This window comes from Sphingomonas kyeonggiensis (assembly GCF_030812785.1).
GTDB classification, from domain to species: Bacteria; Pseudomonadota; Alphaproteobacteria; order Sphingomonadales; family Sphingomonadaceae; genus Sphingomonas; species Sphingomonas kyeonggiensis_B.
The window spans coordinates 1061838-1084940 of sequence record NZ_JAUSTJ010000003.1 but is presented as its reverse complement, the minus strand read 5'-3'; the positions used below and the strand labels follow the sequence as shown (position 1 = coordinate 1084940).

Below are 23103 nucleotides of genomic sequence, written 5' to 3'. Positions count from 1 at the left end.
GTACAAGAAGATGGCAGGCGCGGGAGCGACTTACCCGTCCGGGCGCCCCGATTACCCGTTCGCCGACCCCGCGCACCCGTTTCCCGCATTGCGCGGCGAAGCTGCCGGCCCTTAGCTCGCAAGGATTATGGGGCGTGCCAAAGGATTGGTGTAGCGTGCGAATTGGGGTCGATGTCGGGGGAACGAATACCGACGCCGTGCTGATGAACGGGGCTGAGGTGGTCGCCTGGACCAAGCAGCCGACGACGGCCGATGTCGGATCGGGCGTTGCCGCCGCGATCCGCGCGGTGCTGGCCGATGGGCGTGTCGCCCCAGAGGCAGTGGCGTCAGTGATGATCGGCACCACCCATTTCACCAACGCGCTGGTGGAGCGCAACAAGCTCGACCGGGTGGGCATATTGCGGCTCGCCAGCCCCGCCGGCGAAGCGCTGCCGCCGATGACTGGCTGGCCCGAGGCACTGTCCGCACAGATCGACGCGAAGACCTATCTCCTGCCCGGCGGCTTCGAGTTCGACGGGCGCGAGATCGCGCCGCTCGACAAGTCGGCGGTGCGGAATGCGGCACGCGAGCTGCGCGCGATGGGCATCGACTCGATCGCGATCAGCAGCGTATTCGCGCCGGTGAACCCGTCGATGGAGGAACGTGCCGCCGCGCTGGTAGCGGAAGAGCATCCGGAGGCACGGGTCACCGTGTCGCATACGCTGGGCCGGATCGGCTTTGTCGAGCGCGAGAATGCCGCGATCCTCAACGCCGCGCTGGGAAGCCTCGCGGCGCATGTCGTCGCTTCGTTCGAGCGGGCGCTGGCCGAGATCGGCATCGATGCGCCGCTCTATCTCTCGCAGAATGATGGCACGCTGATCTCCGCAGCCCATGCCGCGGCCTATCCGGTGCTGACGATCGGATCCGGGCCGACCAATTCGATGCGCGGCGCGGCGTTCCTTACCGGGGTGCGCGACGCGATCGTGCTCGATGTCGGCGGCACCACCACCGATCTGGGCGTGCTCGCCAATGGCTTTCCGCGCGAATCCTCGGTCGCGGTCGATATCGGCGGGGTGCGGATCAACTTCCGCATGCCGGACATCCTGGCGCTCGGCCTGGGCGGCGGCACGCGCATCCATCTCGATCCGGCGCGCTATGGCGCCGAGGGGATCGACGCGGAGGAGCTGCGCGTCGGGCCGGACTCGGTGGGCTTCAGCATCACCGAGCAGGCCCGGCTGTTCGGCGGCACCACGCTTACCGCCAGCGATGTCGCGGTCGCCGCCGGGCGCGCGCGCTTCGGCGATCCGGCCAAGCTGCCGGCGCTCTCCGAGAGCGTGCGCGACGCAGTGTGGGCGCGGATGCAGGCGATGCTCGAGGAAGCGGTCGACCGGATGAAGACCAGCCGCGGCGAAGTCGTGCTCCTGACCGTGGGCGGCGGCAATTTCCTGGTGCCCGACAGCCTGCACGGCGCCACCCGGGTGGTGCGCCCGCCGCACGCCGCCGTCGCCAATGCCGTGGGTGCGGCGATCGCCCAGGTCGGCGCGATGGTCGACCAGGTCGTGTCGTTCGATCGCGAGCCGCGCGAGGCTGCGCTGGAACGGCTGCAGACCGAAGCGCGCGATCAGGCGATCGCAGCCGGCGGCATTCCCGAGACCGTAGAAATCGTGGAGATGGACGAAGTGTATCTGAGCTATCTGCCCGGCCGCGCCGCGCAGGTCCGTGTCCGCGCCGTCGCGGATCTTGCCGGCACCCCTGCCCTGGCCGCCCATGCGCATTGATCGCCAGGCGCTGCTCGACCTCGCCACCGGCGCCGCCTTCCTCGGTTCGGGCGGCGGCGGCGATCCCTATTATTCGCAGCTGCTCGGCGAGGCCGAGATCGCACGGCGGGGCCCGTTCAACCTGGTCGCGCTCGATGCACTGGCCGATGATGCGCTGATCGCACCGTGCGGCTGGATCGGCGCGCCTACGGTGTCGGCCGAGAAACTGCCGAATGGCCAGGAGGCTTCGCTCGGCCTGCGCGAGCTGGAGCGGATCTACGGTCGCCCGATCGATGCGGTGATGCCGATCGAGATCGGCGGCGGTAACGGCCTGGCGCCTTTGCTCGCCGCGGCCGAGCTGGGCATCCCGGTAGTCGATGCCGACGGCATGGGCCGGGCCTTCCCGGAATCGCAGATGACGGTGTTCAGCATCGACGGGCTCTCCGCCTGCCCCTCCGTCGTCACTTCGGCCAATGGCGAGCTGCGGCTGATCGAGACCGACGACAATCTGGAGCATGAGCGCGTGGCGCGGCAGCTCTCGATCGAGTTCGGCGGCAACGCCCATATGGTCGAATATCCGCTGACCGGCGCGCAGGCCAAGCGCCACGCGATCGGCGGCAGCATCTCGGCGGCGGTGGCGATCGGCGCGACGGTGCGCATCGCGCGCGCGGCGGGCGAGGACCCGTTCGAGGCGCTGCACAAGGCGCTGATGGCCAGCGGGCTGTATCCCTTTGCCGGCACGATCTTCGACGGCAAGGTCGTCGATGTCGAGCGCGAGACCAAGGGCGGCTTCTCGGTCGGCCATGTCGTGATCGAGGGGTTCGGGGGCGAAGGGCGGATGGATCTGGAATTCCAGAACGAGAACCTGATTGCCCGGGTAAACGGCGAGGTTCGCGCGATGGTGCCCGACCTGATCACCGTGATGGACCGCGAGACCGCCGACAGCATCGTCACCGAGCGACTGAAATTCGGCCAGCGCGTCAAGGTGGTCGGCGCCGCCGCGCCGGCGGTGCTGCGTGCCGAGCGGGCGCTGACCTTTGTCGGGCCGAGTGCCTTCGGCTTTAGCGAACCCTATCGTCTCATTGAGGACCTCAACGGCTGGAACCGCGGATGAGCCACGAAGCTGACGACGCCTATGCCCATTCGCCGGTGCCCCAGGGCATCACCGTTCCCGGATGGCGCGTGGGCTTGATCGTCGCCAGCTTCTCGATCGGCCTGCCGGACTTCCTCAACGGCTCGCATAACGCGCTGGCGCTGGGCTTTTCCGGCGCGGTGATCGCCGCGGTGATCGCGGGCCTCATCCTGTGCGTCGGCGGCTCGATGACCGCGATCGTCAGCGTCCGCACCCGGCTCTCCACCTACCTCCTCGTCCGCCGCTCGTTCGGCACCGGCGGGGCGGCGCTGATCAACACGGTGATCGCGCTGATCCATTTCTGCTGGTTCGGGGTGAACGCCTCCTTCTTCGGCGAGGCGATGGTCGAGGCGGCAAAGGCCAATGGCCTGCCGGGCAATTTCACTGCCTTCGTCATCCTCGGCAGCGTGCTGATGATGGGATCGACCGTAATCGGCTTCCGTGCGCTCGACCGGCTGGCGCTGGTCGCGGTACCCGTGCTGGCCGCGATCCTGCTGGCGGTAGTGGTGATGACGCTGCAGACGCACGGCTTCGTTACCGCGGCCGATCCCAATCCGCCCGAGCCGATGACGCTCGGCATCGCGATCTCGGCGCTGATCGGCGCGTACATGCTCGCGGTGGCGACGATGCCCGACCTGTCGCGCTTCACCCGCACCCGGCGCGGGGCGATTGCCAGCATGGCGCTGTCCTTCCCGATCGCGACGCCGCTGATGATGACCGCCGCCGCGATCCCGGCACTGGCAACGCACGAGACCAGCGTGATGAAGCTGGTGACTGCCTATGGCTTCGGTACCCCGGTGTTGTTCCTGCTGCTGCTGCCGACCTGGACGATCAACGCGCTCAACCTCTATTCGTCGAGCCTGTCGCTCGGCAGCACCTTTCCCAAGGTGCGGCAATGGGTGTTCACCGTGGCGGGCGGTGTGATCGGCACGATCCTGGCGCTGATGGGCATCCTCGAGGCGTTCATTCCCTTCGTGCTGTTCCTCGGTCTGATCATCCCGCCGATCGCCGCGATCTACGTGATCGACGCCTGGACGCGCTACCGCACTGCCGACGCGGCGGAATCGCTGCTCGGTCTTCCCAGATTCGACTGGCGGGCGATCGCGACCTGGGGGATCTCGGTGGTGGTGGGCGTGCTCGGCGCCTATAAGGGCTGGACGCTCACCACCGTGCCGGCGCTCGACGCGACGATCGTCGCCGCGGCGATCTACGGGGTGCTGCTCAAGGCCAGGCGAACGCGAAGCGCAGCGTAGAGGTCACCGCGCGCGCAGGCACGGTGATGTGGACTTCGTCGTCATAAGCTTCGTGGCGAAGGCGCAGGCCATAGGCCGATAGCGGGTCCATCCGGCGGACGAACGCCTCGGCATCCCAGCGCTCAAGGATCGTCTCCTCGCGCTCGCCCCAGACGACCATCAGCCGGCCGACCTTAGGGGTCTTGCCCGATTGCAGCGCGGTGGCGAAGGCGCGTTCCTCCTGCTGCATCTCGCGGTCATGCCAGAACAGCGAGGGGCTGGCGGCGATCAGCGCGTGGAAGGCGCTCGGCCGGGTGAACAGCGTGTGGATCGCGAACAGGCCGCCCAGCGAATGGCCGAACAGCGCCTGGCGATCGCGGTTGATCGTGTAGCGACGGTCGAGCTCGCTGCGCAGCGGGCCGGTGAGGAAATCGAGGAACGGGTCCCAGCCGCCATAGGGCGCCTTGGCGAGCGAGACGTCCCAGGGCGGCGGCGGCGGGCCGCCGGTGAAGTCGCGGATGCGGCGGATGTCATAGGCCTTGTCGGTCTTGTACCCCACGCCGACGATGATCGTCTTGCCGGGATCGGCCTTCATGTACTCGTGCATCCGCCGGGTCTCGGCGAAGCCGGCGAACATCGCATTGCCGTCGAGCACGAGGAGCACCGGCCAGCCGCCCTCGGGAGCCGGGCCAGCGGGCTTGGAGACGAAGATCTGGTAGGGATAACCGTCGGCGCTCTTGAGCTCCCAAGTCTCGGTATCGGGGAGAACATAGCCGGGTGCCGCTAGCGGTGCGGTCTGGGCATGAACGGCTGGCGCGGCGGCCAGCAGACAGAGCGCGAGGGCGCTGGTGGCGAGCAATCTGGGCATCCTGTCCTCCTGATTTGGGAGGGATTGAACGCCGTCTGGCGCCGTGCTGCCATCGGGTGCGGCGGGTAAGGCGGAGGATTTTCGGGTAGCTAGACCGCGACCACCCCGGCCGCGACCAGCGCGTCGATCGCCGCGTCGTCATAGCCGCAGCCCAGCAGCACGGCCCGGCTGTCCTCGCCCAGGGCATGGGGCGGGGTGTCTGGGTTCTGGGGGATACCGGTGAACCGGACCGGCTGGAGGATCATGCGGGCTACCGGGAAACCTTCGGGCACGTCGAAGAAGCCGATCTCCTTGAGGTGCGGATCGTCGAGCAATTCCAAGGGCATCGACACGCGCGAGCAAGGGATGTCGATCGCCTCCAGCGCCTCGATCCAGGCATCGGTGCCGCGCGCCTCAAGGCTGGCGGCGACGATGGCGTAGAGGTCCCCAATATGGGCCTGGCGCTCGGCCGGGGACTTGAACCAAGCCTCCTCGCAGACCTCGGCCCGGCCGATCGCGGCGAGGAAGCGGCGCCATTGCGGCTCGGTATAGGGGAGCACCGCGATCCAGCCATCGGCGGTGCGGAAGGGCCGGCGATCGGGGGAGAGCAGGCGCGGATACCCGGGTACGCCGTTGTTGGCAAAGGTTGCGCCGGAGAGATGCTCGTTCATCAGGAAGGCGACCATCACCTCGAACATCGGCACCTCCACGCGGAAGGGTCCCGGCCGTCCCCTTTCGCGCGCGAAGAGGGCCGAAACTATACCGTATACCACGTGCAAGGCAGCGACCTTGTCCGCGACGATGGTCGGCGCGAAGGCCGGAGTGCCGTTCTGCAGGGCGGCGAGCCCGGCCAGACCGCTCGCCGCCTGGATGATGTCGTCAAAGGCCGGACGGTCACGATACTGCCCGCCGCGGCCGAAGCCGGTGGCCGCGCAATGGACGATGTTCGGGTTGATCGCGATGACCTGTTCATATCCGAGTCCAAGTCGCTCGGAAGCGTCCAGTCGCATATTGTGGAACAGCACGTCGGCGCTCTCAACCAGCCTTGCCAGCGCCGCCCGCCCCTCGGGCTTTTTGAGGTCGAGTGCCAGCATCCGCTTATTGCGGTTATTGTTGACGAACAGCGCCCCGCCCCCCGGTCCCTGCGGATGGGCGTGGCGGGCGATGTCCCCTTCCAGCGGCTCGACCTTGATCACCTCGGCCCCGAGATCGGCGAGGATCTGGCCCGCATAGGGGCCAAGCACCACCGCGCCGACTTCGATCACACGCACGCCTTCGAGCAGGGGAAGCACGGCAACTCTCCACAAATTCGTTTGACTCAGATTTCCATATGTGGACAAATTAGTCCAGCATAGGAAACTTTAGAGGCCGCCATGGAATATCGCTTCGACCGCCTATTCATCGGCGGCGAATGGGTCGCCCCCCTGGACGGGGGCGTTCGCGACAGCATCGATCCTGCCACCGGCAAGCCCTGGGGCAAGGTCGCCTATGGCGGCCAAAAGGATATCGACCGGGCCGTCGCGGCGGCGCGCGAAGCCTTTGAAGGACCGTGGCGCAAGATGGCGCCGTGGGAACGCGCGGCGCTGATTCGCAAGTTCGCCGACCTCTACGCGACGCAGGTCGACGCGCTCGCCCGCATCGAATCACAGGACAATGGCCGGGCGATCCGGGAATCGCGCGGCGATATCGGGCTGCACTCGCAATATTATCACTGGTTCGCCTCGCTGGCCGACAAGCTGGGCGGGCGGACGATCCCGATGGACGACAGCGTCCATGCCTTCACCACCCGGCTTCCGGTGGGCGTTGTCGGCACGATCACCCCGTGGAACGTGCCGCTGATGGCCGCCGCCTGGAAGCTGGGCCCTGCCCTCGCCGCCGGCTGCGCGCTGGTCCTCAAGCCTGCCGAGCAAACTTCAGCCTCGTCGCTGGCACTGGCGAAGCTGTTCGAGGAAGCCGGCTTCCCGCCAGGCGTGGTCAATGTCGTGCCAGGCGACGGGCCGGTCGCCGGCGCCCATCTCGTTTCGCACCCGGACGTGGACAAGATCGCATTCACCGGCGAAGGCGCGACTGCCAAGACGATCCTCAAGACCGGGGCCGACACGCTCAAGCGCTTCTCGTTCGAGCTGGGCGGCAAGGCGCCGCATATCCTGTTCGCGGACTGCGACGTGGAGAATGCGCTCAACGCCGCGACCGGATCGGCCTGGGCGCTGTGCGGCCAGAGCTGCGCGCTAGGCAGCCGCATCCTGGTCGAGCGGCCGATCTATGAGCAGGTCGTCGAAGGCTTCCGCCGTAATGCCGCGCGGGTACGGGTGGGCAATCCGCTCGACCAGGCGACGCATATGGGCCCGCAAGCGCACCAGCTGCAGCTCGACAAGACGCTCTCCTATGTCGCGATCGGCAAGGAGGAGGGTGCCGAGCTGGTGTCCGGCGGCGCGCGGCTGGACGGAGACGGCTATTTCGTCGCGCCGACCGTGTTTGCCGGGGTAGCGCCGGAAATGCGGATCGCGCAGGAGGAGATCTTCGGGCCTATCGCCGCGATCATCCCGTTCGACGGCGAGGAAGAAGCGGTCGCGATCGCCAATGGCACGCAATATGGCTTGGCCGCCGGCCTGTGGACCGGCGATGTCGGCCGCGCCCACCGGGTGGCCAACCGGATCGAGGCGGGCATCGTCTGGGTCAACACCTATCGCTATATCCGCTGGTCCACCCCCTATGGCGGGGTGAAGTCGAGCGGCTGGGGCCGGGAGAACGGGATCGAGGCGCTCGATTCCTATCTCGAGACCAAGACCACCGTCATTTCCACCACCGGCAAGTTCGCCGATCCCTTCGCCAACTGAGGAACTGAAGTCATGCGTTTGCAGGGCAAGCTCGCCATCGTCACCGCCGCCGCATCGGGCATGGGCCGCGAGGGCGTCCGCCGCTTCGTGCGCGAAGGGGCGCGGGTGGCCGCGATCGACATCAGCTCGGAAGCGCTGAACGCGCTGGTCGCCGAGTTCGGACCGGACAAGGTGGTGCCGATCGTCGCCGACCTCTCAACGCCCGAGGGGGCGCGGGGCAGCATCGACCAGGCGGTGGAAGCGCTGGGTGGAGCGGATATCCTGTGGGCGCATGCCGGCATGCCCGGCCCCGCCTCGGTCGAGGATCTCGACATGGATGCCTATCGCAAGGCGATCGACCTCAACATCACGTCCGCAGCGCTCGGCGCTGGGCAGGTCGCGCCGCACATGCGCGCGCGCGGCGGCGGCTCGATCATCTTCACCTCGTCGATCTCGGGCCTGGTCGGCTCGATGATGAGCCCGATCTATTCGGCGGCGAAATGGGGCGTAGTGGGTCTCGGCAAGAGCCTCGCGCTGGCGCTGGCCGGCGACAATATCCGCGTCAACGTGGTGTGCCCGGGCTTGGCCGACACGCCGATGAAGATCGGCTTCACCGGGCGCAGTGGCGATCCGGCCGAGGCGGCGGCGAACGAAGCCAAGGTAATCGGCGCGGTGCCGATGGGCCGGCTGGTCAAGCCGGGCGAAGTGGCGGACGCGGCGCTGTGGCTGGCTTCGGACGAAGCGAGCTTTGTGACCGGCGTGGCGTTGCCGGTGGATGGCGGGTTTACCGCGCGGTGATTTTGGGGCGCCCCTCCAAGATCCTCCCCCGGAGGGGGAGGATGGAAGGCCCCGCAGTTGCCGCGCAGCAAGTGGCGTCATATCGCGGCCCCTTCCATTTTGTGACGGACAGCATCGATGACGGTACGGCAGGCGGAGAACGCGCTTCAGGTGCTGGAATATTTCGCCGAGCGGCGACGGCCGGCGACGGCGGCGGAGATTGCGGACGATCTCGGCTGGCCGCGATCGAGCACGTTCAAGCTGCTTGGCACGCTGGCGGCGCGGGGTTATCTCTACGAGCCGCAGGGGCGCGGCGGGCACTATCCCAGCCCGCGCTGGCTGGAGCAGGCCGAGCAGGTGGCGCAGGCCGATCCACTGCCGCCGCAGGTGCTCAAGCTGGTGCAGGACGTGGCGGTGGAGACCGGCGAGACCACCGCGATCTCGGCACCGGCGGGTATCTTCGCGATGTTCGTGGCGGTGAAGGAATCGCGCCATGCGGTGCGCTACTTCGCGCAGGTTGGCGACCGGGTACCGATCCATGCCAGCTCGGCGGGGCGCGCACTGCTTGCCCAGATGCCGGCCGAGGAGCGCCAGGCGCTGTACCGCAAGGTGGATTTCACCGGCTATTCGCCGACCACGCCGATGAGCCCCGAGCGGATCGAGGCCGACCTGGCCGAGGCGGCGGCGCGTGGCTGGCACCAGAGCAATGCCGAATACACCCCGGACCTGGCGGGCGTCGCCCTGCCGCTGCCGGTGGCCGGGCGGCGGCTGTCCATCGTGGTGGTCGGGCCGGTGTCGCGCTGCCTGGAGCGGCGGCCGGAGATGGCCGCGGTGCTGCAGCGGCAGGTGGGGATGCTGGGCTGAGCCTACTCCTCTCCCTGCAAGGGAGGGGAACAGCAGTACCCACCGACAACACCCCCGATGCCCCGCCCATGCAGGCAGGGGCGCGGTTTCCAACGAGAGGAATGCCATGTCCCACGATCCCCGCGCGGCGATCGCCGCTGAACCGATGCGGCTGGCGCAGATCGCGGTGGTCGCGGTCTGCATCGCGCTGAACGCGCTCGACGGCTTCGACGTGCTGGCGATCAGCTTCGCCGCGCCCGGGATCGCGAGGGAATGGGGTGTCGACAAGGCGACGCTCGGCGTGGTGCTGTCGATGGAGCTGATCGGCATGGCCGCGGGATCGGTGCTGCTCGGCAACCTGGCCGACCGGATCGGGCGGCGGCCGACGATCCTTGCCTGCCTCTGCGTGATGGCGATCGGCATGTTCGCGGCGGCGCATGCGAGCGGCGTGGAGATGCTCTCGGCGATCCGGCTGTTCACCGGGCTGGGCATCGGGGGTATGCTCTCGGCGACCAGCGCGATGGTCGCGGAATTCTCGAACAGCCGACGGCGCGGGCTGAACACGGTGCTCAACATCGCCGGCTATTCGACCGGAGCGATCCTGGGCGGGCTGGTCGCCTCGTCGCTGCTGGCGGGCAGCGGCGACTGGCGCAGCGTGTTCCTGTTCGGCGGGACGATGACGCTGGTGGCGCTGCCGCTCGCCTGGTTCCTGCTGCCGGAATCGATCGACTCGCTGCTGGCGCGGCGGCCGGCGGGGGCGCTGGACGCGATCAACCGCGCCCTCGCCCGCCTGCGCCGCGCACCGATCACGGCGCTGCCGCCGGCCGATGCAGCGCGTGCCCGGCCGTCGATCCTCGCCTTGTTCTCGCGCGACTATCGTGCGGTCACGATCCTGCTGACGATCGCCTATTTCGCCCAGATCACATTCTTCTACTACATCCAGAAATGGGTGCCGAAGATCATCGTCGACATGGGCTTCGACGCGGCGCAGGCCGGGCGCGTGCTGGTGGCGGCCAATGTCGGCAACCTGCTTGGCGCGCTGGTGATCGGCCTGGCCACGCAGCGGCTGCAGCTCCGGCCGCTGATCGGTGGCGCGATGCTGGTCGGCGTGGCGGCGATCGGCGTGTTCGGGCTCGGTTTCCGCGACCTGACCCTGCTCTCGCTGAGCGTCGCGGTTGCGGCTTTCTTCATCAACGCCGGCGTGGTCGGCATCTACCCGCTGCTAGCCAAGACCTATCCGGCCGAGCTGCGCGCGAGCGGGACGGGCTTCGTCATCGGTGTCGGGCGTGGTGGGTCGATCCTGGGGCCGCTGCTTGCGGGGGCGCTGTTCGCCGGGGGCCATGGGCTGCTGACGGTGTCGCTGGTGATGGGTTCGGGCGGGGTTATCGCGGCGGTGGCGATCGGGTTGCTGCGCGGGCGGGATTAGTTTCTAGCGGTCATCCCGGCGAAAGCCGGGATGACGGTCAAATGGATTACTGCACCGAGCGCAGCAGGATGCTCGTCTCGCTGTTGAGCACGCCCTCGACCGTGCGCATCTCGCGCAGGATGCGATCAAGATCGACGAGCGAATCCGCATGGACCTCGGCGACCAGATCCCAGGCGCCGTTGGTGGTATGGAGGGCGGTGATCTCCGGCAGGCCGCGTAGCGCACGGATCACGGCGCTGGTCGAGGCGCCGGCGACTTCGATCAGGGTGATCGCGCGCACGCCCTCGCCCGCCCCCCGCTCCTCGGCGCGCACCGTGAAGCCCAGGATCGCGCCCGATTCGATTAGCCGGTCGAGCCGCGCCTGCACGGTGGCGCGCGATACCTTGAGTGCCTCGGCCAACCGCGAGACCGGGGCGCGGCCATCGGCCCGGAGCAGCGAGATCAGCTGGCGATCGAGCGAGTCGAGCAAAATCATGCAAATTGCCTAGCACAACCCGTCATTTTGACGAATGCTTACCCATCAACTGCGCACTATGGCAATTTTTTTCGACACTATGCGGAGCTAATTTCCCCGGAACGCGAACAGGAAGGGCAGCGGCATGACGATCTATATGGGTGTGGAAGATCTTTGCAGGCTGGTCGAGCAGGTTGGGGTCGAGCCGTTCATCCTCGGCATCGCCGACCGGATCGAGAGCGATTTCCGTCGCTGGGAAGAGTTCGACAAGGCGCCGCGCTATGCCAGCCACTCGCCCGACGGGGTGATCGAGTTGATGCCCGCGGCGGACCGCGCACGCTTCAGCTTCAAATACGTCAACGGCCATCCGAAGAACACCAAGCTGGGCCTGCAGACGGTGGCGGCGTTCGGCGTGCTGGCCAATGTCGACACCGGCTATCCCGTGCTGTTGAGCGAGATGACGCTGCTGACCGCGCTGCGCACCGCGGCGACCTCGGCACTGGCGGCGCGCTATCTCGCCCGGCGGAACAGCCGGACGATGGCGATCATCGGGCTGGGTGCCCAATCCGAGTTCCAGGCGATCGGCTTCCGCGCGATGCTGGGGATCGAGCGCCTGCAGGTCTGGGACGTCGATCCCGCGGCGACCGCCAAGTTCCGCGTCAACCTGGCCGACCAGGGCTTCGAGATCGTCGCGGCCGCTTCGGCACCCGAGGCGGTACTGGGGGCCGACGTCGTCACCACCGTAACCGCCGACAAGGCGCAGGCCACGATCCTCTCTGACAACATGATCGGCGCCGGCATCCACATCAACGCAGTGGGAGGCGATTGCCCGGGCAAGACCGAGCTCGCCCCGGCGATCCTGTCGCGCGGCACCGTGTTCGTCGAATATCCCGAACAGACCCGGATAGAAGGCGAGATCCAGCAGATGCCGGCCGACTTCCCGGTAACCGAGCTATGGCGTGTCTTCGTCGGCGAAGCGGCAGGACGCAGAACGGCGGACGAGATCACCATCTTCGACTCGGTCGGCTTCGGGATCGAGGACTTCTCCGCCCTTTCCTATCTCCACGAACTGATCGAGGGCCGCGAGGACCTGCGCCGGCTCGACCTGATCGTCGAACCGAACGACCCACGTGACCTGTTCTCTTTGGTTGCCCGGCGCCAGACAGTGCAGCAGCAAGCAGCCTGATGAGCACCAACAGGCCGACAATACAGCCGACCCGCCCGTGCGGCCGGTTCCACATTGCATCTCGGAGGAGAATCGCGCGTTTGTCGCTGTCCCAGTGGGACGACAACTCATTTGGAGGAGTTGGGGAGGCTGGGTCTCCCCAGCGAGCAATCGACTAAAGCTCGAGCGGCGAAAACGACAGAAATCTGCCGTTCTCGGAGATTATGTCCGAGACAATATCAAATCAAGACACACGCCCTATCGCATTCGCAACAAGGCCCGGCGTGCGCCACTGTCCCCGCGTTCTACTTGGGAAACCGAGTCGAGCGAAAAGCGTTATGCGAAGGCCGGGCAGGATCTCGTCGTTTGCCCTGAGACCTGTCCGGTACCGGGGCAAGCGCCATCCATGCAGCACGTACGAGATGTTGCATGGGCCTGGCAGCCATCCATCCTGGGCGGTTCGCTAACCTCGCTTATGTGGAGCTGAACACCGACAAAATCAGCGAGCGCACGCCGCCGGCTAAGACTCCAATATGGGACGCCCCCTGTTCGAAGGCAGGCTCCAAAGGGCGCGGGCAGCTTCATAAGACCCTGCCCAAATCCTCCCCTTGGCAGGCCTTACTGCCCGGCGCTAAATGGATCTCACCCGAAAAGCACCGCTGTCACCGGAACGCTCCAAGCCCCAATAGCGCGCCCACGCTTCGAAGCTCGCATAGGCAACGATCAGCCGGGACTCGTAGCTCCAGATCAGGCTCGCATCGCTGAGCGCCGTGTCGATTCCGGCGCCGTCGAGCAGGCCATGCGCGACCAGCACGCCGTCCAGCAGCAGCTCGCGCAGGAATGGGACGTTCTCGGCGACCGCCCGGCGATAATAATTGGTGGCGTCGCCCTTGTCGCGCCGGGTGCGGACGCACTCCGGCAGCCAGTCGGCGAAGAGCTGGCGCGCCAGCGCACGATTGCCCGAGCCTTGGGCCAAGCGGTAGGTGGGTATGGCGAGGCAGGCCTCGACGATCGGCCGGGCAAGCAACGGATGAACGAGTGCTGCGGCGCCGCTTCGCCAGGTCGGGCTATGGAAATGCTGGCAATTGGCGATCGCGCCGAGCTGCATCCGGCGGGCCGGCGCCATGCCGGCATCGCCGGCCAACCAGGGATGGCGCGACAATGGCCCAGCCAGCGCAGCGGCGCGCGCGCCCAATTGCATGCCCGGCAGCGACTGCGGCGGCGGGCGCAAGGGCGCGAAGCGATCGACAAGCATCAGCGCCTGCACCCGCCAGATCGAGCAGTGGGCGCGCTGGGCTGCATGATAGGCGACGCGCGACCCAAAGGCGCGCCAGCCCATCGCGCGTGCATAATCGACCGCGACCAGCGGCGTCGGCAAGTTGCAGAAGATCGCATCCCCGCCTTGGCCGGTGAAGATCGCGTGCGAATCGAACGCCTGGGCGACCCCGACGCTGGCACGCTCTAGAATCGGGTCGAGCCCGAACAGGACCGGCTCGACCGGCTGCTCACCCAGAAGCAAATCCTCGAAGCGCAGCTCCCTGGCATCGGCGGCGACTTCAATCATCCGAACGCCCCAGCGATCGGCGACGGCACGCGCCTCGGACCGCTCGTCGCCGCCAGCATGCGCGACCGCGAAGTTGACGCAGCTGATATCGATAGGCTCGGGCGCGCTCGCCAGCGCGCCGAGCACTATCGCAGAATCGAGGCCGCCTGAAAGCTCCAGCGTCACGCGTTGGTGACGCGCCGCCAGCGCGCGTACGCAGCCGATGACTGTGCTGCGCAAGTGCGCCGGGGCGGTCGGATCCTCAGGCACGGGATCGCTGAGCACTTCGTGGCCCGGCCAGAGCGTTCGCGCCGCGCCGATGCCATGGCCGTCCCAATCGATCGCGCAGCCCGCCGGCAATTGGTGCACGCCTTGAAGGAGCGACCGCCAGGTGGGGAGCAAGGGGTTGAAGAGCGCGCGTGCCAGCATCGGCACATCGATCCGCGGCGCGATCCCGGCTGCCTCGCGCAACCAGCGCGGCAGACTGGGCGCGAGCAGAACCAGCCCGGCGCCTTCGGCAATCAGCGCCGGAGCCGTCCCGCCAGGCTCGCGCAGAAAGGTCCAACCTGAGCCTCCGCCACGGCGGCGAATGGCAACGAACCCGCCCCAGGCGGCGCGCAGCAACCCGAGGTCAGTCATGCCCGCCAGGCCGTCCGGTTGCGCACCCGCAGCACCGGCTTCGCCGAGGCTGGCCGTATCGAAGGCCGTGCCGATCAGCGCCAAGGTCCCTTCACGGTCGCCATCTACCGACCAGCGCGGCGCGTCCGCTTCGCCGAACACCATCAGCCCGGGATGCGACAGCTGTAGCTTTAGCCTGGGTGCTTCCACGGCCAGCGCTGCGAGGATGCGGCGAAGAGAGGCTGATTCGGCTACCGGATCCCAGCAAAGCCCTAGATAACCGAGCGCCGAATAGGCGTCAGACGGCGACAATGGGTGTGAACCAGCGGACATGCTCGAGGCTGTCGTTGAGGACAATATCATCATGCTCGACCCAGCAATGGGCCTCGAACGGATAGGTGCGCACCCCAAACACCCATCGCGCCCGCAGACCATGGCGCTGGAGCAGATCCAGCAGGAATAAGGAGCTCGGCAGGCAGCTCGACATCGCCGGCGCAAATGGCTGGATGTCGCGCGCCAGGCGCGCCAGCGCTAGGAGGCACTCGCCATCGTCCTCTCGCCCATGCGCGTTGCGGCGCGCAACCACCGCGAGCCAGCGGCGCGGGCGAAACAGACAGAGGCGCAGGCGCGTGCGCACCGCAGCCCTAACAAGCAGCCAGGCCCTCCAAGGGGTAAGCCGGGCACGCGCACCGGGCAGCCGAAATAGGTCGCGTCGCGCCCGGCTCTCGACGGGCGGCGCATCAGCAGGCGTGTCGATCAGCCCGAACAGCCCCGCTGCCTCAAGCTCATCCAGCAGGTCGGCGCTTGGGCGAAAACGGTGGTTCCCGAGCAGCGCCGCCTTCACGCCGCGAGTATGGACGCGAGGCAGGCAGAAATAGGCATTGGCACGCGCATCGAGCAGGACGATATCGCCGTCCACCTCCGCGAGATAGACGTCGGGAGAGAGACCATAATACATGGCGGCACCCGGAAAATGGGGACGGCCGAACCGGTCGCCCCCAGACCTGCCGTTACGGCGTGGGAATGCCGAGCAGGATGCTGCCCGGCTCGTTCGGCTGGACGAGCACGACGGACTTGGTGAGCTTGCTCACCTGCCCGACGTGGACGAGCCGTGCTGACTTGGTCTGCATATAGATCTCCACTGTCGTGCCGCGGAATTGCGACAGGCCCAGCAGATGCCCTTGCCTTTCTATTCTCAAACTATATCGGCTCTATTTCTTGCGCGATGCGCCGCGGCCATCGCGCGCGCCACCGGCTCGGCATGGCCACGACACCGGCGCAGGATCCGGCAGAGGACGGCGACCGCCTGTCGCCAGTCTTCGGCGCTAAGCAATGCGGATAGAGTGGCGAGCCCTTCGTCCTCCCCATAGATCCCCACCTGGAAGCGCCGCGCCGCGGCCAGGCAGTCGATGAAACTGCAACCGGCAAGCACGAGCCGGGTGTTTCGCGACAAGCACATCACCGCTACGAATTTTTCGCCCAGGGGATCCATCTGGACGCTCGTCGCCTCGACCTCCGTCGCGCCTACCGGCGCCGACGCACCGCTGCGCCCAGCCTCGCGAAGCGCGGCGACGAGATGCAGCTCGCAAAGATCATAGAGCTCGACCAGGTCGAACCAGGAGGGCAGCGGCACGAAATAGCCGTGCCGGCGCCGGTCCTCGATCAGGCGCTCGCCCGCCAGGTGCGCGAGCGCCTCGCGCACAGGCGTCGGACTGATGCCTAGCCGCTTCGCCGCCTCGATGACGACGATCTGGTCGCCGGGCAGGACTGCCCCGGTGACAACATCCCGCCGCAGCCCGCGATAGGCACGTTCATACGGATCGCCCCGCCCGCCTCGTTCGATCCCCCACTTCTCCTGCACCTGGCCAGCATCGGTTCGCAGTACAACCCGTCCAGCAATATCCTCCAAAATGGGTAGAACTGCTGCACCGCTCCGGCCAAAGAACCAAAAACCGATCCTGTATCGGCACAGCGTGCGCCAATTCTACGGGAATGTTGCCGCGTCCGCATGGAAAAGCGTACAAATATTGGCAGAATGCGTATCATTCCCTGATGCCACCCCGCTTGTTCCCGGGCGAACTGGCCGACAGCCCGACGCAACAATTGGGTGCGAGAATTAGGCTTCCGGAAATCGCGACCGCGATTGAAGACGGAGAGCGTGGAGGCATATGAAGAGCACCGAGGAGCGCGCCGATATCAGCCTGCTTTCGACTGCGCTCAAGGCGATCCGCATGGATCGTCGCATGCGATCGAGCGAGGTGGCCCGCGCGCTCGGCATGCCGCTCCGCTCCTATGAGCATTTTGAATCCGGTCGCGGCCGCATCACTTTCGACCGGCTGGTGCGGTTCGCGGAAGTCACCAACAGCGATCCATTCGCGATCATTGCAGTGCTGGCGCTCAAGTCCCCTGAATTTGCGCTGCGCTGCGCGGACAATAAGTTGATGACGATTCTGATGATCGCGATGAGCGAGCTCAACGAGACGCTGGGCGACGACATCACGTTCCTCGAGCCCGGCACGCTGATCGGCGCCTTCACCCGGGTTACGAAGGACTTGAGCGACCATATCGCGAAGCGCGACCTGTTCGCCGAGACCTGGATGAAAGAGCATAGTTCCAAGGTGCAGGGCGCACGGCCGCTCGATACCCGCCGACTGGGCCGCCGGACTGCGGACTAGCTTCTGGCCACGCGCAGCAGGCGCCGGACCAACGCGCCACCGCCAGTTTAGCCTCCTCCGCCAGCTTGCGGTAGATAGCCGATCAATCGGAGGCTAAGCACGCTCGCGCGACTATGTCGGCGGCTTCCCATAGAGAAGTTCCAATATCGTACACGATCGCCTTGTGCGCGCCGAACCGGGACTCCGCGCGCGGCCTGCGCTACCAAAACTCGCTTGTCGTCCATGGCAATATTCCAATCACCGTCGACACTAGCAGCCTCGAACAGGCCGCACCTTAACAAGCTTTTGTTTTGCTCGGCATTTTCCACATGAAATCGGGCGTAGAAAAGGTCTCTGGTCGATCTTCGGGGTCTTCACCATCGAAGCAAATGATACTCGATGCGGCTCCGTCGAGCCAATCGTCCTAACGCACGTTAAACTGCAGAGCTTGGCCGCAACCTTGCGCGATCCTGTGGGTTGGCGGTGACCAGAACGTTGGGTAGCCGAACACGTACGATCCCGATCGCGCGCGGGCGCCCGCCCTATGAACGGTGGCCCCGGTCGCAGGCGCGCGTCGGCTTCGGCGCGCGCAGGCACCCGCGAGGGCCTTCGACGAGGATCTATGAAACCCGAATTCCTGACCAACCCAACCCATGCGATCACGCGTCGCGATCCGGAGCGCTGGTCGGTCCGCAGCGAAAGCGATCCGCTATCCGAGGTGTTGCTGTGCGGACCCGCCTATCTCGCTCCGGTGCCATGCTGCTCGGTCACGCGCGGCAGCCTGGGCGATGGCCATCAAACCGATACCGCCAAGGCGCTCGCGCAGCACCGGCAGTTGCAGGCGTTGCTGGAGCAGCTCGGGACGCGTTGCCATGTGCTCGACCCGCTCCCCCACCTTCCCGACCTGTGCTTCACGCGCGACTGCGCGGTCGCTACCCCGTGGGGACCGGTGCTGCTCAATCCGGCGATGGCGCATCGGCAGCGCGAGGTGGACCATGTAGCGCGCTATCTCGGCAATCGGGGCGGCGGGCCGCTGCTGCAGATCGAAGGCGGCACCGTCGAGGGCGGCGACGTCTGTGTCGCACGCGACGGGCTCGCGATCATCGGATGGTCCGGCGAGCGGACCAGCCTTGCCGGCGCACAGGTACTGGGCAAGTTGTTTCGCGGCCATGGCTGGGAAGTCCTGCTGTGCCCGTTCGACGCCTACCACCTCCATCTCGATACGATCTTCTGCATGCTCGACGCGCATACCGCGCTTGCATGCATCGACGCGCTCCCGGAGGGGTTCCTGTCCGCGCTCGCGGCACGCGGCATCCGGGTCCTTCCGGCGCTGGAGGCGGAGTCGCGCAAGCTCGGGTGCAACATCCTCTCGCTGGACGGCTCCACGATCCTGCGGTCCAGACCTATCTGCGCGGCCAGGGCGGCGGCGACTAGATCGCGGCCCGTGCTTGCGCGCCCGGCTCTCCGCAACGCCGGGCGCGGCAATCGTTGGAACGCGGTGGAGGAGCAGGATATGGACATTGCAACGACGGGCGCGGTCGAACGGATCGCGCGGGTGCTGGCCGGACAGCGTCTCAGCGCCAATGCCGACGGCGACGATGCCCATGCGGCAGGCGCGATCGACGACCGGTGGCACGAATTCGAGGGCGATGCGATCGCGGTGCTCAAGACGCTGCGCGAGCCCGATGCGGAGATGGAGCGCGCCGGCGACATCGCGGTCTGGCAGCGGATGATCGCGGCCGCGCTCGGCGAGCCCGTCGACGATCTGCGCTCGAGCCCGGGAGACGCGCCCGAGCCCGGCACCGACCCGCTGCACGAAGGCCCCTGACCGTCCCGTCTTGCAAGGCCCGATTTCGAGCGTCCGGCGGCCGCTCGCTTGACTCGTTCATCCCATTAGGAACAAACAAGGAACGAATCACCTCGTTTCCGAGTCTTGCCAATCCATGGGTCAGCCCGCCGTCATCGCCCAACTGCGTTCGCGCATCGGCGACGTCGCAGGTTCCGGGTTGTGTGTGTCCATTCCGGAGCGTCCGTTGCTCGTGCGTCGGATCCCCTTCATAGGGGGAGGAATGCAGGGAACACCCACGATTTTGGAGCGCGTCCGAAGCCTGATCGAGAGGCTGGCGCCGGCCCCGATCTGCGACGAGTGCATCTCCGAGAAGCTGAGCCTTTCTTGGAAATCCCAGGCAAACCAGGCTGCGCGCGAGCTGGTCGGGCGCGACGACTTTGAACGACTCAGCGATGTCTGCACGATTTGCGGGGGTCCCAAAATCACTACCAGGAAGGCGTTGGGATAGGCCTATTGCTGTCGATGGCAGTCTCGCTCTGACGCCTTCGGCAAGTAGCCGATCAAGCGGAGGCTAACGGCTCCTCGTGCCGCGCCCAGCCTTGAGCCGCCCGCCCTGCTCGTCAGACAGCTCACTCGCTATCATCAGCGCAGGATCGTGGCAGCGCCGGCGATCCTGGCAGCCGCGAGCCGTGCGGCACGCTAGTCGCTGTAGAGCCCGGAACGTCGCCGCAAGCTGTCTGCTGGGCGCCGAGGGCGCTCGGCAACGGCGGGCCAGTTGCGGTGCCGTCTCCCTATCGTGGAAATAAGATGAGGAGTCCGCCGGTGCCCGCAGTGACCAGCCATAATAGCGGACCGGGCGGCCACAACCGCAGAAACTCGGCCGATCTCGCTGACAGGTGCAGGAAGCAGCTCATATTCGTGTCAAGGTAGAGCCGGGACGCGAGAAACTTGACGAGAGCAGCGCGCGCCCCAGCGCCCCTTTCGGAACGCGGAGGGAACGATGAGCGCGCCCGCTGGTTCCATCTATGCCGGTGCAAGTCCTCACCCGGACGACACCGGTGAGGGGCCGCCCCGGCCACGGACAGCAATTCGCGTCGGGGCGGCTACAAATTATAAGCAGCAGATTCTCCGAGGAATATCCGAGCTATCAGTCCGGGAGAACGTCAGATGGCCACGCAAGTCACGGCTGAAGCCCACGCCACCGGAAGCGGCAAGCCGGTTGAAGCCGTTCGACGTATAGCGGCGATTGACGTTGAGATGCTCCACCCCGCGCATAGGCGTCGTTGGTGCGGACCTGACTGACGATCTGGCTTGAGGGCGAGTAGCTCAAGCTCATAGTGACGTCGTTGGACGTGCCGCTTCCTTCAAGGTGCCATGCTCGAGCGACGACCAAGATCCGTATCGCCATAGTTGGCGAGCATAGTTGACCCGCTTTCCTTTATATCAGTGGCTTCATCTGACATGCGCGCGCGTTTCACATTGGCGCACCCGGCCTACTTGGCTCGATAGTTCGCAGGCCGGATTGATCCCGTCGCGCAGGGACATTAGCCTAGGAGGCGGCTAGCGAATGCCGCTGCGGCCGCGAGGCCATCCTGCGCTACGCTGTGCGCCACGCCTGGGGAAACATGGGCCTCTACCGGGACGCTAGCCTCAGCAAGAGCCGTTGATGCCAGGCTCATCGAGCGGAACGGTACGACGTCATCCTCGGTACCGTGAATGAGAAGCACGGGCGGACGGCTTGCAATGTCCGACGGAAGCCGCTCCGGCGCGACGAGCATGCCCGAGATTCCGATGATCCCCGCCAGCGCCTCCGATCGACGCAACCCTACATGCAAGGCCATCATTGTCCCTTGGCTGAAACCAATGAGGAGGACCCGACCGCTCGGCAGGCCGGCATCTTTCAACTCCTGCGTGATGAAGGCATCGAGCCCCGGCGCGGCCGCGTCGGCCCCCGCGGCGCGTTCCGCCATCGAAAAGGTGTCGATCGGCCACCATTGATAGGCCTCGGCGAGCCCCGGCATCCGCGCTGGCGCGTTGGGCGCCACGAAGGCGGCGTGGGGGAGCGCTGGCTGGATCATCCGAGCCAGGGAGATGAGGTCGTCCCCATTCGACCCATATCCGTGGATCAGAATGACAAGTGCATCCGGTTTTGCACCGGAGAGAGGAGCGAGGCGGGGGCCGTCAAACGACACGGAAATCCTTTCGCTGGGAAGAGCGGACAATTCAGTGCCCTACCCTCTTGTCGAAGACGACAGCGCGTGTCGTCCCTTGTTACTTGTCGCGCTCTGCCCGCTTGCGATCGGCCTTTCGCGCGCGGCTGATCGCCGCGGCGCGCTCACGCGCCCGCTTTTCAGAAGGCTTCTCATAATGCCGGCGCAGCTTCATCTCACGATAGACGCCTTCCCGCTGCAGCTTCTTCTTCAACGCGCGGAGCGCTTGATCGACATTGTTGTCGCGAACGATGATCTGCATGCTTGGTTGGCTTCCAACTGGTGCGGCGCTTGCTGAATTCCGCCGGCTCTAGCGCCGAACCCACCCGGGGGCAAAGCCATCAAAGCGCTTTCCCGCGGCCGCGGCACTGCCGCAGCCCAATCTACCTTCCTCCCTGACCTCCGGAAGCCCGCGACGAGGCCAGCTGACAGCGCCTCATCATATCATCGGCGCATGCGTTTGATCTCGCCGTTTCGCAGGGCGGCGCTGGCGGAAAGCTTCCCCAACCTGCATGGCGAGGCGGGGGCTGAAGCGAGTCTCTCGCGGATCGATGTGAAGGGCAGGATGGAAAGCACAGAGTTTCGGGCCGGTCGGGCCGAAGGCGTTCGCGCCGCCTTGGCGGTCGTAGAGGCACTCCTGGAAGCGGAAGAACGCAAGCTCGATTTGCCCGCCCCTTATGTCACGCGCACAGCGCGGCGCACGAGGCGGCAAGCCTATCGCAACGCCGCATCCCGGCTTTGGACGCTTCTGAACAAGGTCAGCCGCAACAAAGCCGTGGCCGGAGAGATCGAAGCAAAGCTGAAGAGGATGGGCTTGTAGCACGCGAGCGGGAGATCAACTGATCCGGCATTCCGTGATGCCGTCTCTACGACCCGGGTCGTAGGTCAGGAATATTCGTCCGCATCAAATGCCCCTTACCTGGATGGTGCGTACCGCCTGCTGCTCAGTGCAGCAGACGGTACGTCAAACCTCACCGAACGCGGCTGCGCTGCACCAGATTGAAGATCCCGAGCAACACGACGGCGCCGATGAATGCGATGATCAGCCCGGTCAGCGAGAATTCCTGCACGCTGCCGCGGACGCCGAAGAGCGGACCGGAAAGCCAATTGCCGATGATCGAGCCCACACAGCCTACGATGATGTTGAGGACGATGCCCATAGAGGCGTTGCGACCCATCACCATGCTGGCCAGCCAGCCGGCAATGCCGCCCACTATCAGTGCGATGATCCAACCCACTTCAATTCTCCCTGTCTGAAGACCTGACAGAGCAATCCATACTGGTCGGCTTTGTTCCGCGGCTGCAACGCTTCCGCCCCACCGATTTCAGCTTCGGCAGCCCTTCCCCATCATGCACCGCGGCCACAATGCCTCCCTTCTTTGCGGTGTTCCTGACGCAGAACAGCCAGAACCGCGCCCGAGTGTCGAACGGCTGCATGCCCGCTGTAGTACCGGGTAACCGTCCGGGCATCGGTATGCGGCTAAGATAGTTAGTGGCTGGGCTTACGCCCGGACTGCCGCGCTGGCCTGCGCTATCCAGAATAGTTGCCGAGCCCGGTCCGCGAGCATGATGCGCGCGATCGGCCCCTGTCGTTCATTCTGGACATCGAAGCTGCCTGCAACGGGCGGCGGGTAACCCGCACTTCCTTCCGCCCCACGTGGCGCGCAGCGGAATTGGCGGGGATGAGCGCTGTCCGCAGGTCAGGATGCTCATGTGCCTATGGGACTCATTGTGGCCCAAGGTACACCTCAACCACTAGAGCGCCGGAAACTGTTCGAGATCCGGTAAGTTTTGGCAGCATGCCAAGGTATCACCTGCATGTGCACAACGGCTTCGGAACTGTCCTCGATGAAGAAGGCCA

At 66.3% G+C, this 23103-nt stretch carries 20 protein-coding genes; 11 read left to right on the top strand and 9 right to left on the bottom strand.

Annotated elements, in window-relative coordinates; genetic code table 11:
• The first annotated feature begins 155 nt into the window (after nt 1-155).
• From J2W22_RS22305 to J2W22_RS22295, 3 genes are read left to right on the top strand one after another with little or no spacing between them, the layout of a single operon-like run.
• Nucleotides 156-1757: a hydantoinase/oxoprolinase family protein gene (locus J2W22_RS22305; protein ID WP_307120480.1), complete on the top strand. Its 1602-nt coding sequence runs from the start codon at nt 156-158 to the stop codon at nt 1755-1757.
• The gene (locus tag J2W22_RS22300) at nt 1747-2850 is read left to right on the top strand and encodes a DUF917 domain-containing protein (RefSeq protein WP_307120479.1); all 1104 of its coding nucleotides are present in this window, start codon (nt 1747-1749) and stop codon (nt 2848-2850) included. Before J2W22_RS22305 ends, J2W22_RS22300 begins: the two co-directional genes overlap by 11 nt.
• Nucleotides 2847-4121 carry a purine-cytosine permease family protein gene (locus tag J2W22_RS22295; protein ID WP_183998601.1) on the top strand — a complete coding sequence of 425 codons (1275 nt, stop codon included), beginning with the start codon at nt 2847-2849 and terminating at the stop codon, nt 4119-4121. Before J2W22_RS22300 ends, J2W22_RS22295 begins: the two co-directional genes overlap by 4 nt.
• Here J2W22_RS22295 and J2W22_RS22290 read toward each other — a convergent pair.
• The gene (locus J2W22_RS22290; RefSeq protein WP_307120477.1) at nt 4090-4968 is read right to left on the bottom strand and encodes an alpha/beta hydrolase; all 879 of its coding nucleotides are present in this window, start codon (nt 4966-4968) and stop codon (nt 4090-4092) included. The two genes, J2W22_RS22295 and J2W22_RS22290, sit on opposite strands and share 32 nt — an antisense overlap.
• 89 nt (nt 4969-5057) lie before the next feature.
• Entirely contained in the window at nt 5058-6239 is a 1182-nt protein-coding gene (locus J2W22_RS22285) for a CaiB/BaiF CoA transferase family protein (RefSeq protein WP_307120476.1), read from the bottom strand.
• A gap of 81 nt (nt 6240-6320) precedes the next feature.
• On the opposite strand from J2W22_RS22285, the gene J2W22_RS22280 reads away from it, so the two are divergent.
• The 4 genes from J2W22_RS22280 to J2W22_RS22265 all read left to right on the top strand — a co-directional run bounded on the left by J2W22_RS22280 (nt 6321) and on the right by J2W22_RS22265 (nt 10809).
• The gene (locus tag J2W22_RS22280; RefSeq protein WP_307120474.1) at nt 6321-7784 is read left to right on the top strand and encodes an aldehyde dehydrogenase; all 1464 of its coding nucleotides are present in this window, start codon (nt 6321-6323) and stop codon (nt 7782-7784) included.
• 12 nt (nt 7785-7796) lie between these two features.
• Nucleotides 7797-8561, top strand: coding sequence for an SDR family NAD(P)-dependent oxidoreductase (locus J2W22_RS22275; protein WP_307120473.1), 765 nt, complete (start codon nt 7797-7799; stop codon nt 8559-8561).
• A gap of 117 nt (nt 8562-8678) precedes the next feature.
• Nucleotides 8679-9404 (top strand): IclR family transcriptional regulator, encoded by a 726-nt coding sequence (locus J2W22_RS22270; RefSeq protein WP_307120471.1) that lies wholly within the window; start codon nt 8679-8681, stop codon nt 9402-9404.
• Between the two features lie 106 nt (nt 9405-9510).
• Nucleotides 9511-10809: an MFS transporter gene (locus tag J2W22_RS22265; protein WP_307120470.1), complete on the top strand. Its 1299-nt coding sequence runs from the start codon at nt 9511-9513 to the stop codon at nt 10807-10809.
• Between the two features lie 46 nt (nt 10810-10855).
• Here the strand turns inward: J2W22_RS22265 and J2W22_RS22260 are convergent, their stop codons facing one another.
• Nucleotides 10856-11284, bottom strand: a complete 429-nt coding sequence (locus J2W22_RS22260; RefSeq protein WP_183998593.1) for an Lrp/AsnC family transcriptional regulator — start codon at nt 11282-11284, stop codon at nt 10856-10858.
• A gap of 124 nt (nt 11285-11408) precedes the next feature.
• On the opposite strand from J2W22_RS22260, the gene J2W22_RS22255 reads away from it, so the two are divergent.
• A complete protein-coding gene (locus J2W22_RS22255; protein ID WP_183998592.1) occupies nt 11409-12449 on the top strand; it encodes an ornithine cyclodeaminase in 1041 nt (346 codons plus the stop codon).
• A 610-nt stretch (nt 12450-13059) separates the two neighbouring features.
• Here the strand turns inward: J2W22_RS22255 and J2W22_RS22250 are convergent.
• The 3 genes from J2W22_RS22250 to J2W22_RS22240 form a co-directional block, all read right to left on the bottom strand.
• Nucleotides 13060-14955, bottom strand: a complete 1896-nt coding sequence (locus J2W22_RS22250) for an asparagine synthase-related protein (protein ID WP_307120469.1) — start codon at nt 14953-14955, stop codon at nt 13060-13062.
• A complete protein-coding gene (locus J2W22_RS22245) occupies nt 14888-15547 on the bottom strand; it encodes a lasso peptide biosynthesis B2 protein (RefSeq protein WP_184168411.1) in 660 nt (219 codons plus the stop codon). Before J2W22_RS22245 ends, J2W22_RS22250 begins: the two co-directional genes overlap by 68 nt.
• Nucleotides 15548-15784: 237 nt before the next feature.
• Nucleotides 15785-16450 (bottom strand): GntR family transcriptional regulator, encoded by a 666-nt coding sequence (locus J2W22_RS22240; protein WP_184168412.1) that lies wholly within the window; start codon nt 16448-16450, stop codon nt 15785-15787.
• A 307-nt stretch (nt 16451-16757) separates the two neighbouring features.
• On the opposite strand from J2W22_RS22240, the gene J2W22_RS22235 reads away from it, so the two are divergent.
• Together J2W22_RS22235 and J2W22_RS22230 are read left to right on the top strand one after the other, a co-directional pair.
• Nucleotides 16758-17264: a helix-turn-helix domain-containing protein gene (locus J2W22_RS22235; protein ID WP_221262736.1), complete on the top strand. Its 507-nt coding sequence runs from the start codon at nt 16758-16760 to the stop codon at nt 17262-17264.
• 601 nt (nt 17265-17865) lie between these two features.
• Nucleotides 17866-19071 (top strand): dimethylarginine dimethylaminohydrolase family protein, encoded by a 1206-nt coding sequence (locus tag J2W22_RS22230; protein ID WP_307120468.1) that lies wholly within the window; start codon nt 17866-17868, stop codon nt 19069-19071.
• Nucleotides 19072-20576: 1505 nt separating this feature from the next.
• Here the strand turns inward: J2W22_RS22230 and J2W22_RS22225 are convergent.
• Together J2W22_RS22225 and rpsU are read right to left on the bottom strand one after the other, a co-directional pair.
• Nucleotides 20577-21224: an alpha/beta hydrolase gene (locus tag J2W22_RS22225; RefSeq protein ID WP_307120467.1), complete on the bottom strand. Its 648-nt coding sequence runs from the start codon at nt 21222-21224 to the stop codon at nt 20577-20579.
• Between the two features lie 79 nt (nt 21225-21303).
• Entirely contained in the window at nt 21304-21504 is a 201-nt protein-coding gene (gene rpsU, locus J2W22_RS22220) for a 30S ribosomal protein S21 (RefSeq protein WP_116842203.1), read from the bottom strand.
• 192 nt (nt 21505-21696) lie between these two features.
• On the opposite strand from rpsU, the gene J2W22_RS22215 reads away from it, so the two are divergent.
• Entirely contained in the window at nt 21697-22062 is a 366-nt protein-coding gene (locus J2W22_RS22215) for a hypothetical protein (RefSeq protein ID WP_307120464.1), read from the top strand.
• A 151-nt stretch (nt 22063-22213) separates the two neighbouring features.
• On the opposite strand, the gene J2W22_RS22210 is transcribed toward J2W22_RS22215, so the two are convergent.
• Nucleotides 22214-22480 carry a GlsB/YeaQ/YmgE family stress response membrane protein gene (locus tag J2W22_RS22210; RefSeq protein WP_116842202.1) on the bottom strand — a complete coding sequence of 89 codons (267 nt, stop codon included), beginning with the start codon at nt 22478-22480 and terminating at the stop codon, nt 22214-22216.
• Nucleotides 22481-23103: the final 623 nt, after the last annotated feature.

Bases quoted from the DNA above. Each gene is read 5' to 3' on its own strand.
- J2W22_RS22300 (WP_307120479.1), top strand. From the start codon at position 1,747: ATGCGCATTGATCGCCAGGCGCTGCTCGACCTCGCCACCGGCGCCGCC.
- J2W22_RS22245 (WP_184168411.1), bottom strand. From the start codon at position 15,547: ATGTATTATGGTCTCTCTCCCGACGTCTATCTCGCGGAGGTGGACGGC.
- J2W22_RS22215 (WP_307120464.1), top strand. From the start codon at position 21,697: ATGCGTTTGATCTCGCCGTTTCGCAGGGCGGCGCTGGCGGAAAGCTTC.
- J2W22_RS22275 (WP_307120473.1), top strand. From the start codon at position 7,797: ATGCGTTTGCAGGGCAAGCTCGCCATCGTCACCGCCGCCGCATCGGGC.
- J2W22_RS22295 (WP_183998601.1), top strand. From the start codon at position 2,847: ATGAGCCACGAAGCTGACGACGCCTATGCCCATTCGCCGGTGCCCCAG.
- J2W22_RS22280 (WP_307120474.1), top strand. From the start codon at position 6,321: ATGGAATATCGCTTCGACCGCCTATTCATCGGCGGCGAATGGGTCGCC.
- J2W22_RS22265 (WP_307120470.1), top strand. From the start codon at position 9,511: ATGTCCCACGATCCCCGCGCGGCGATCGCCGCTGAACCGATGCGGCTG.
- J2W22_RS22290 (WP_307120477.1), bottom strand. From the start codon at position 4,968: ATGCCCAGATTGCTCGCCACCAGCGCCCTCGCGCTCTGTCTGCTGGCC.
- rpsU (WP_116842203.1), bottom strand. From the start codon at position 21,504: ATGCAGATCATCGTTCGCGACAACAATGTCGATCAAGCGCTCCGCGCG.
- J2W22_RS22230 (WP_307120468.1), top strand. From the start codon at position 17,866: ATGAAACCCGAATTCCTGACCAACCCAACCCATGCGATCACGCGTCGC.
- J2W22_RS22270 (WP_307120471.1), top strand. From the start codon at position 8,679: ATGACGGTACGGCAGGCGGAGAACGCGCTTCAGGTGCTGGAATATTTC.
- J2W22_RS22250 (WP_307120469.1), bottom strand. From the start codon at position 14,955: ATGATGATATTGTCCTCAACGACAGCCTCGAGCATGTCCGCTGGTTCA.
- J2W22_RS22235 (WP_221262736.1), top strand. From the start codon at position 16,758: ATGAAGAGCACCGAGGAGCGCGCCGATATCAGCCTGCTTTCGACTGCG.
- J2W22_RS22260 (WP_183998593.1), bottom strand. From the start codon at position 11,284: ATGATTTTGCTCGACTCGCTCGATCGCCAGCTGATCTCGCTGCTCCGG.
- J2W22_RS22255 (WP_183998592.1), top strand. From the start codon at position 11,409: ATGACGATCTATATGGGTGTGGAAGATCTTTGCAGGCTGGTCGAGCAG.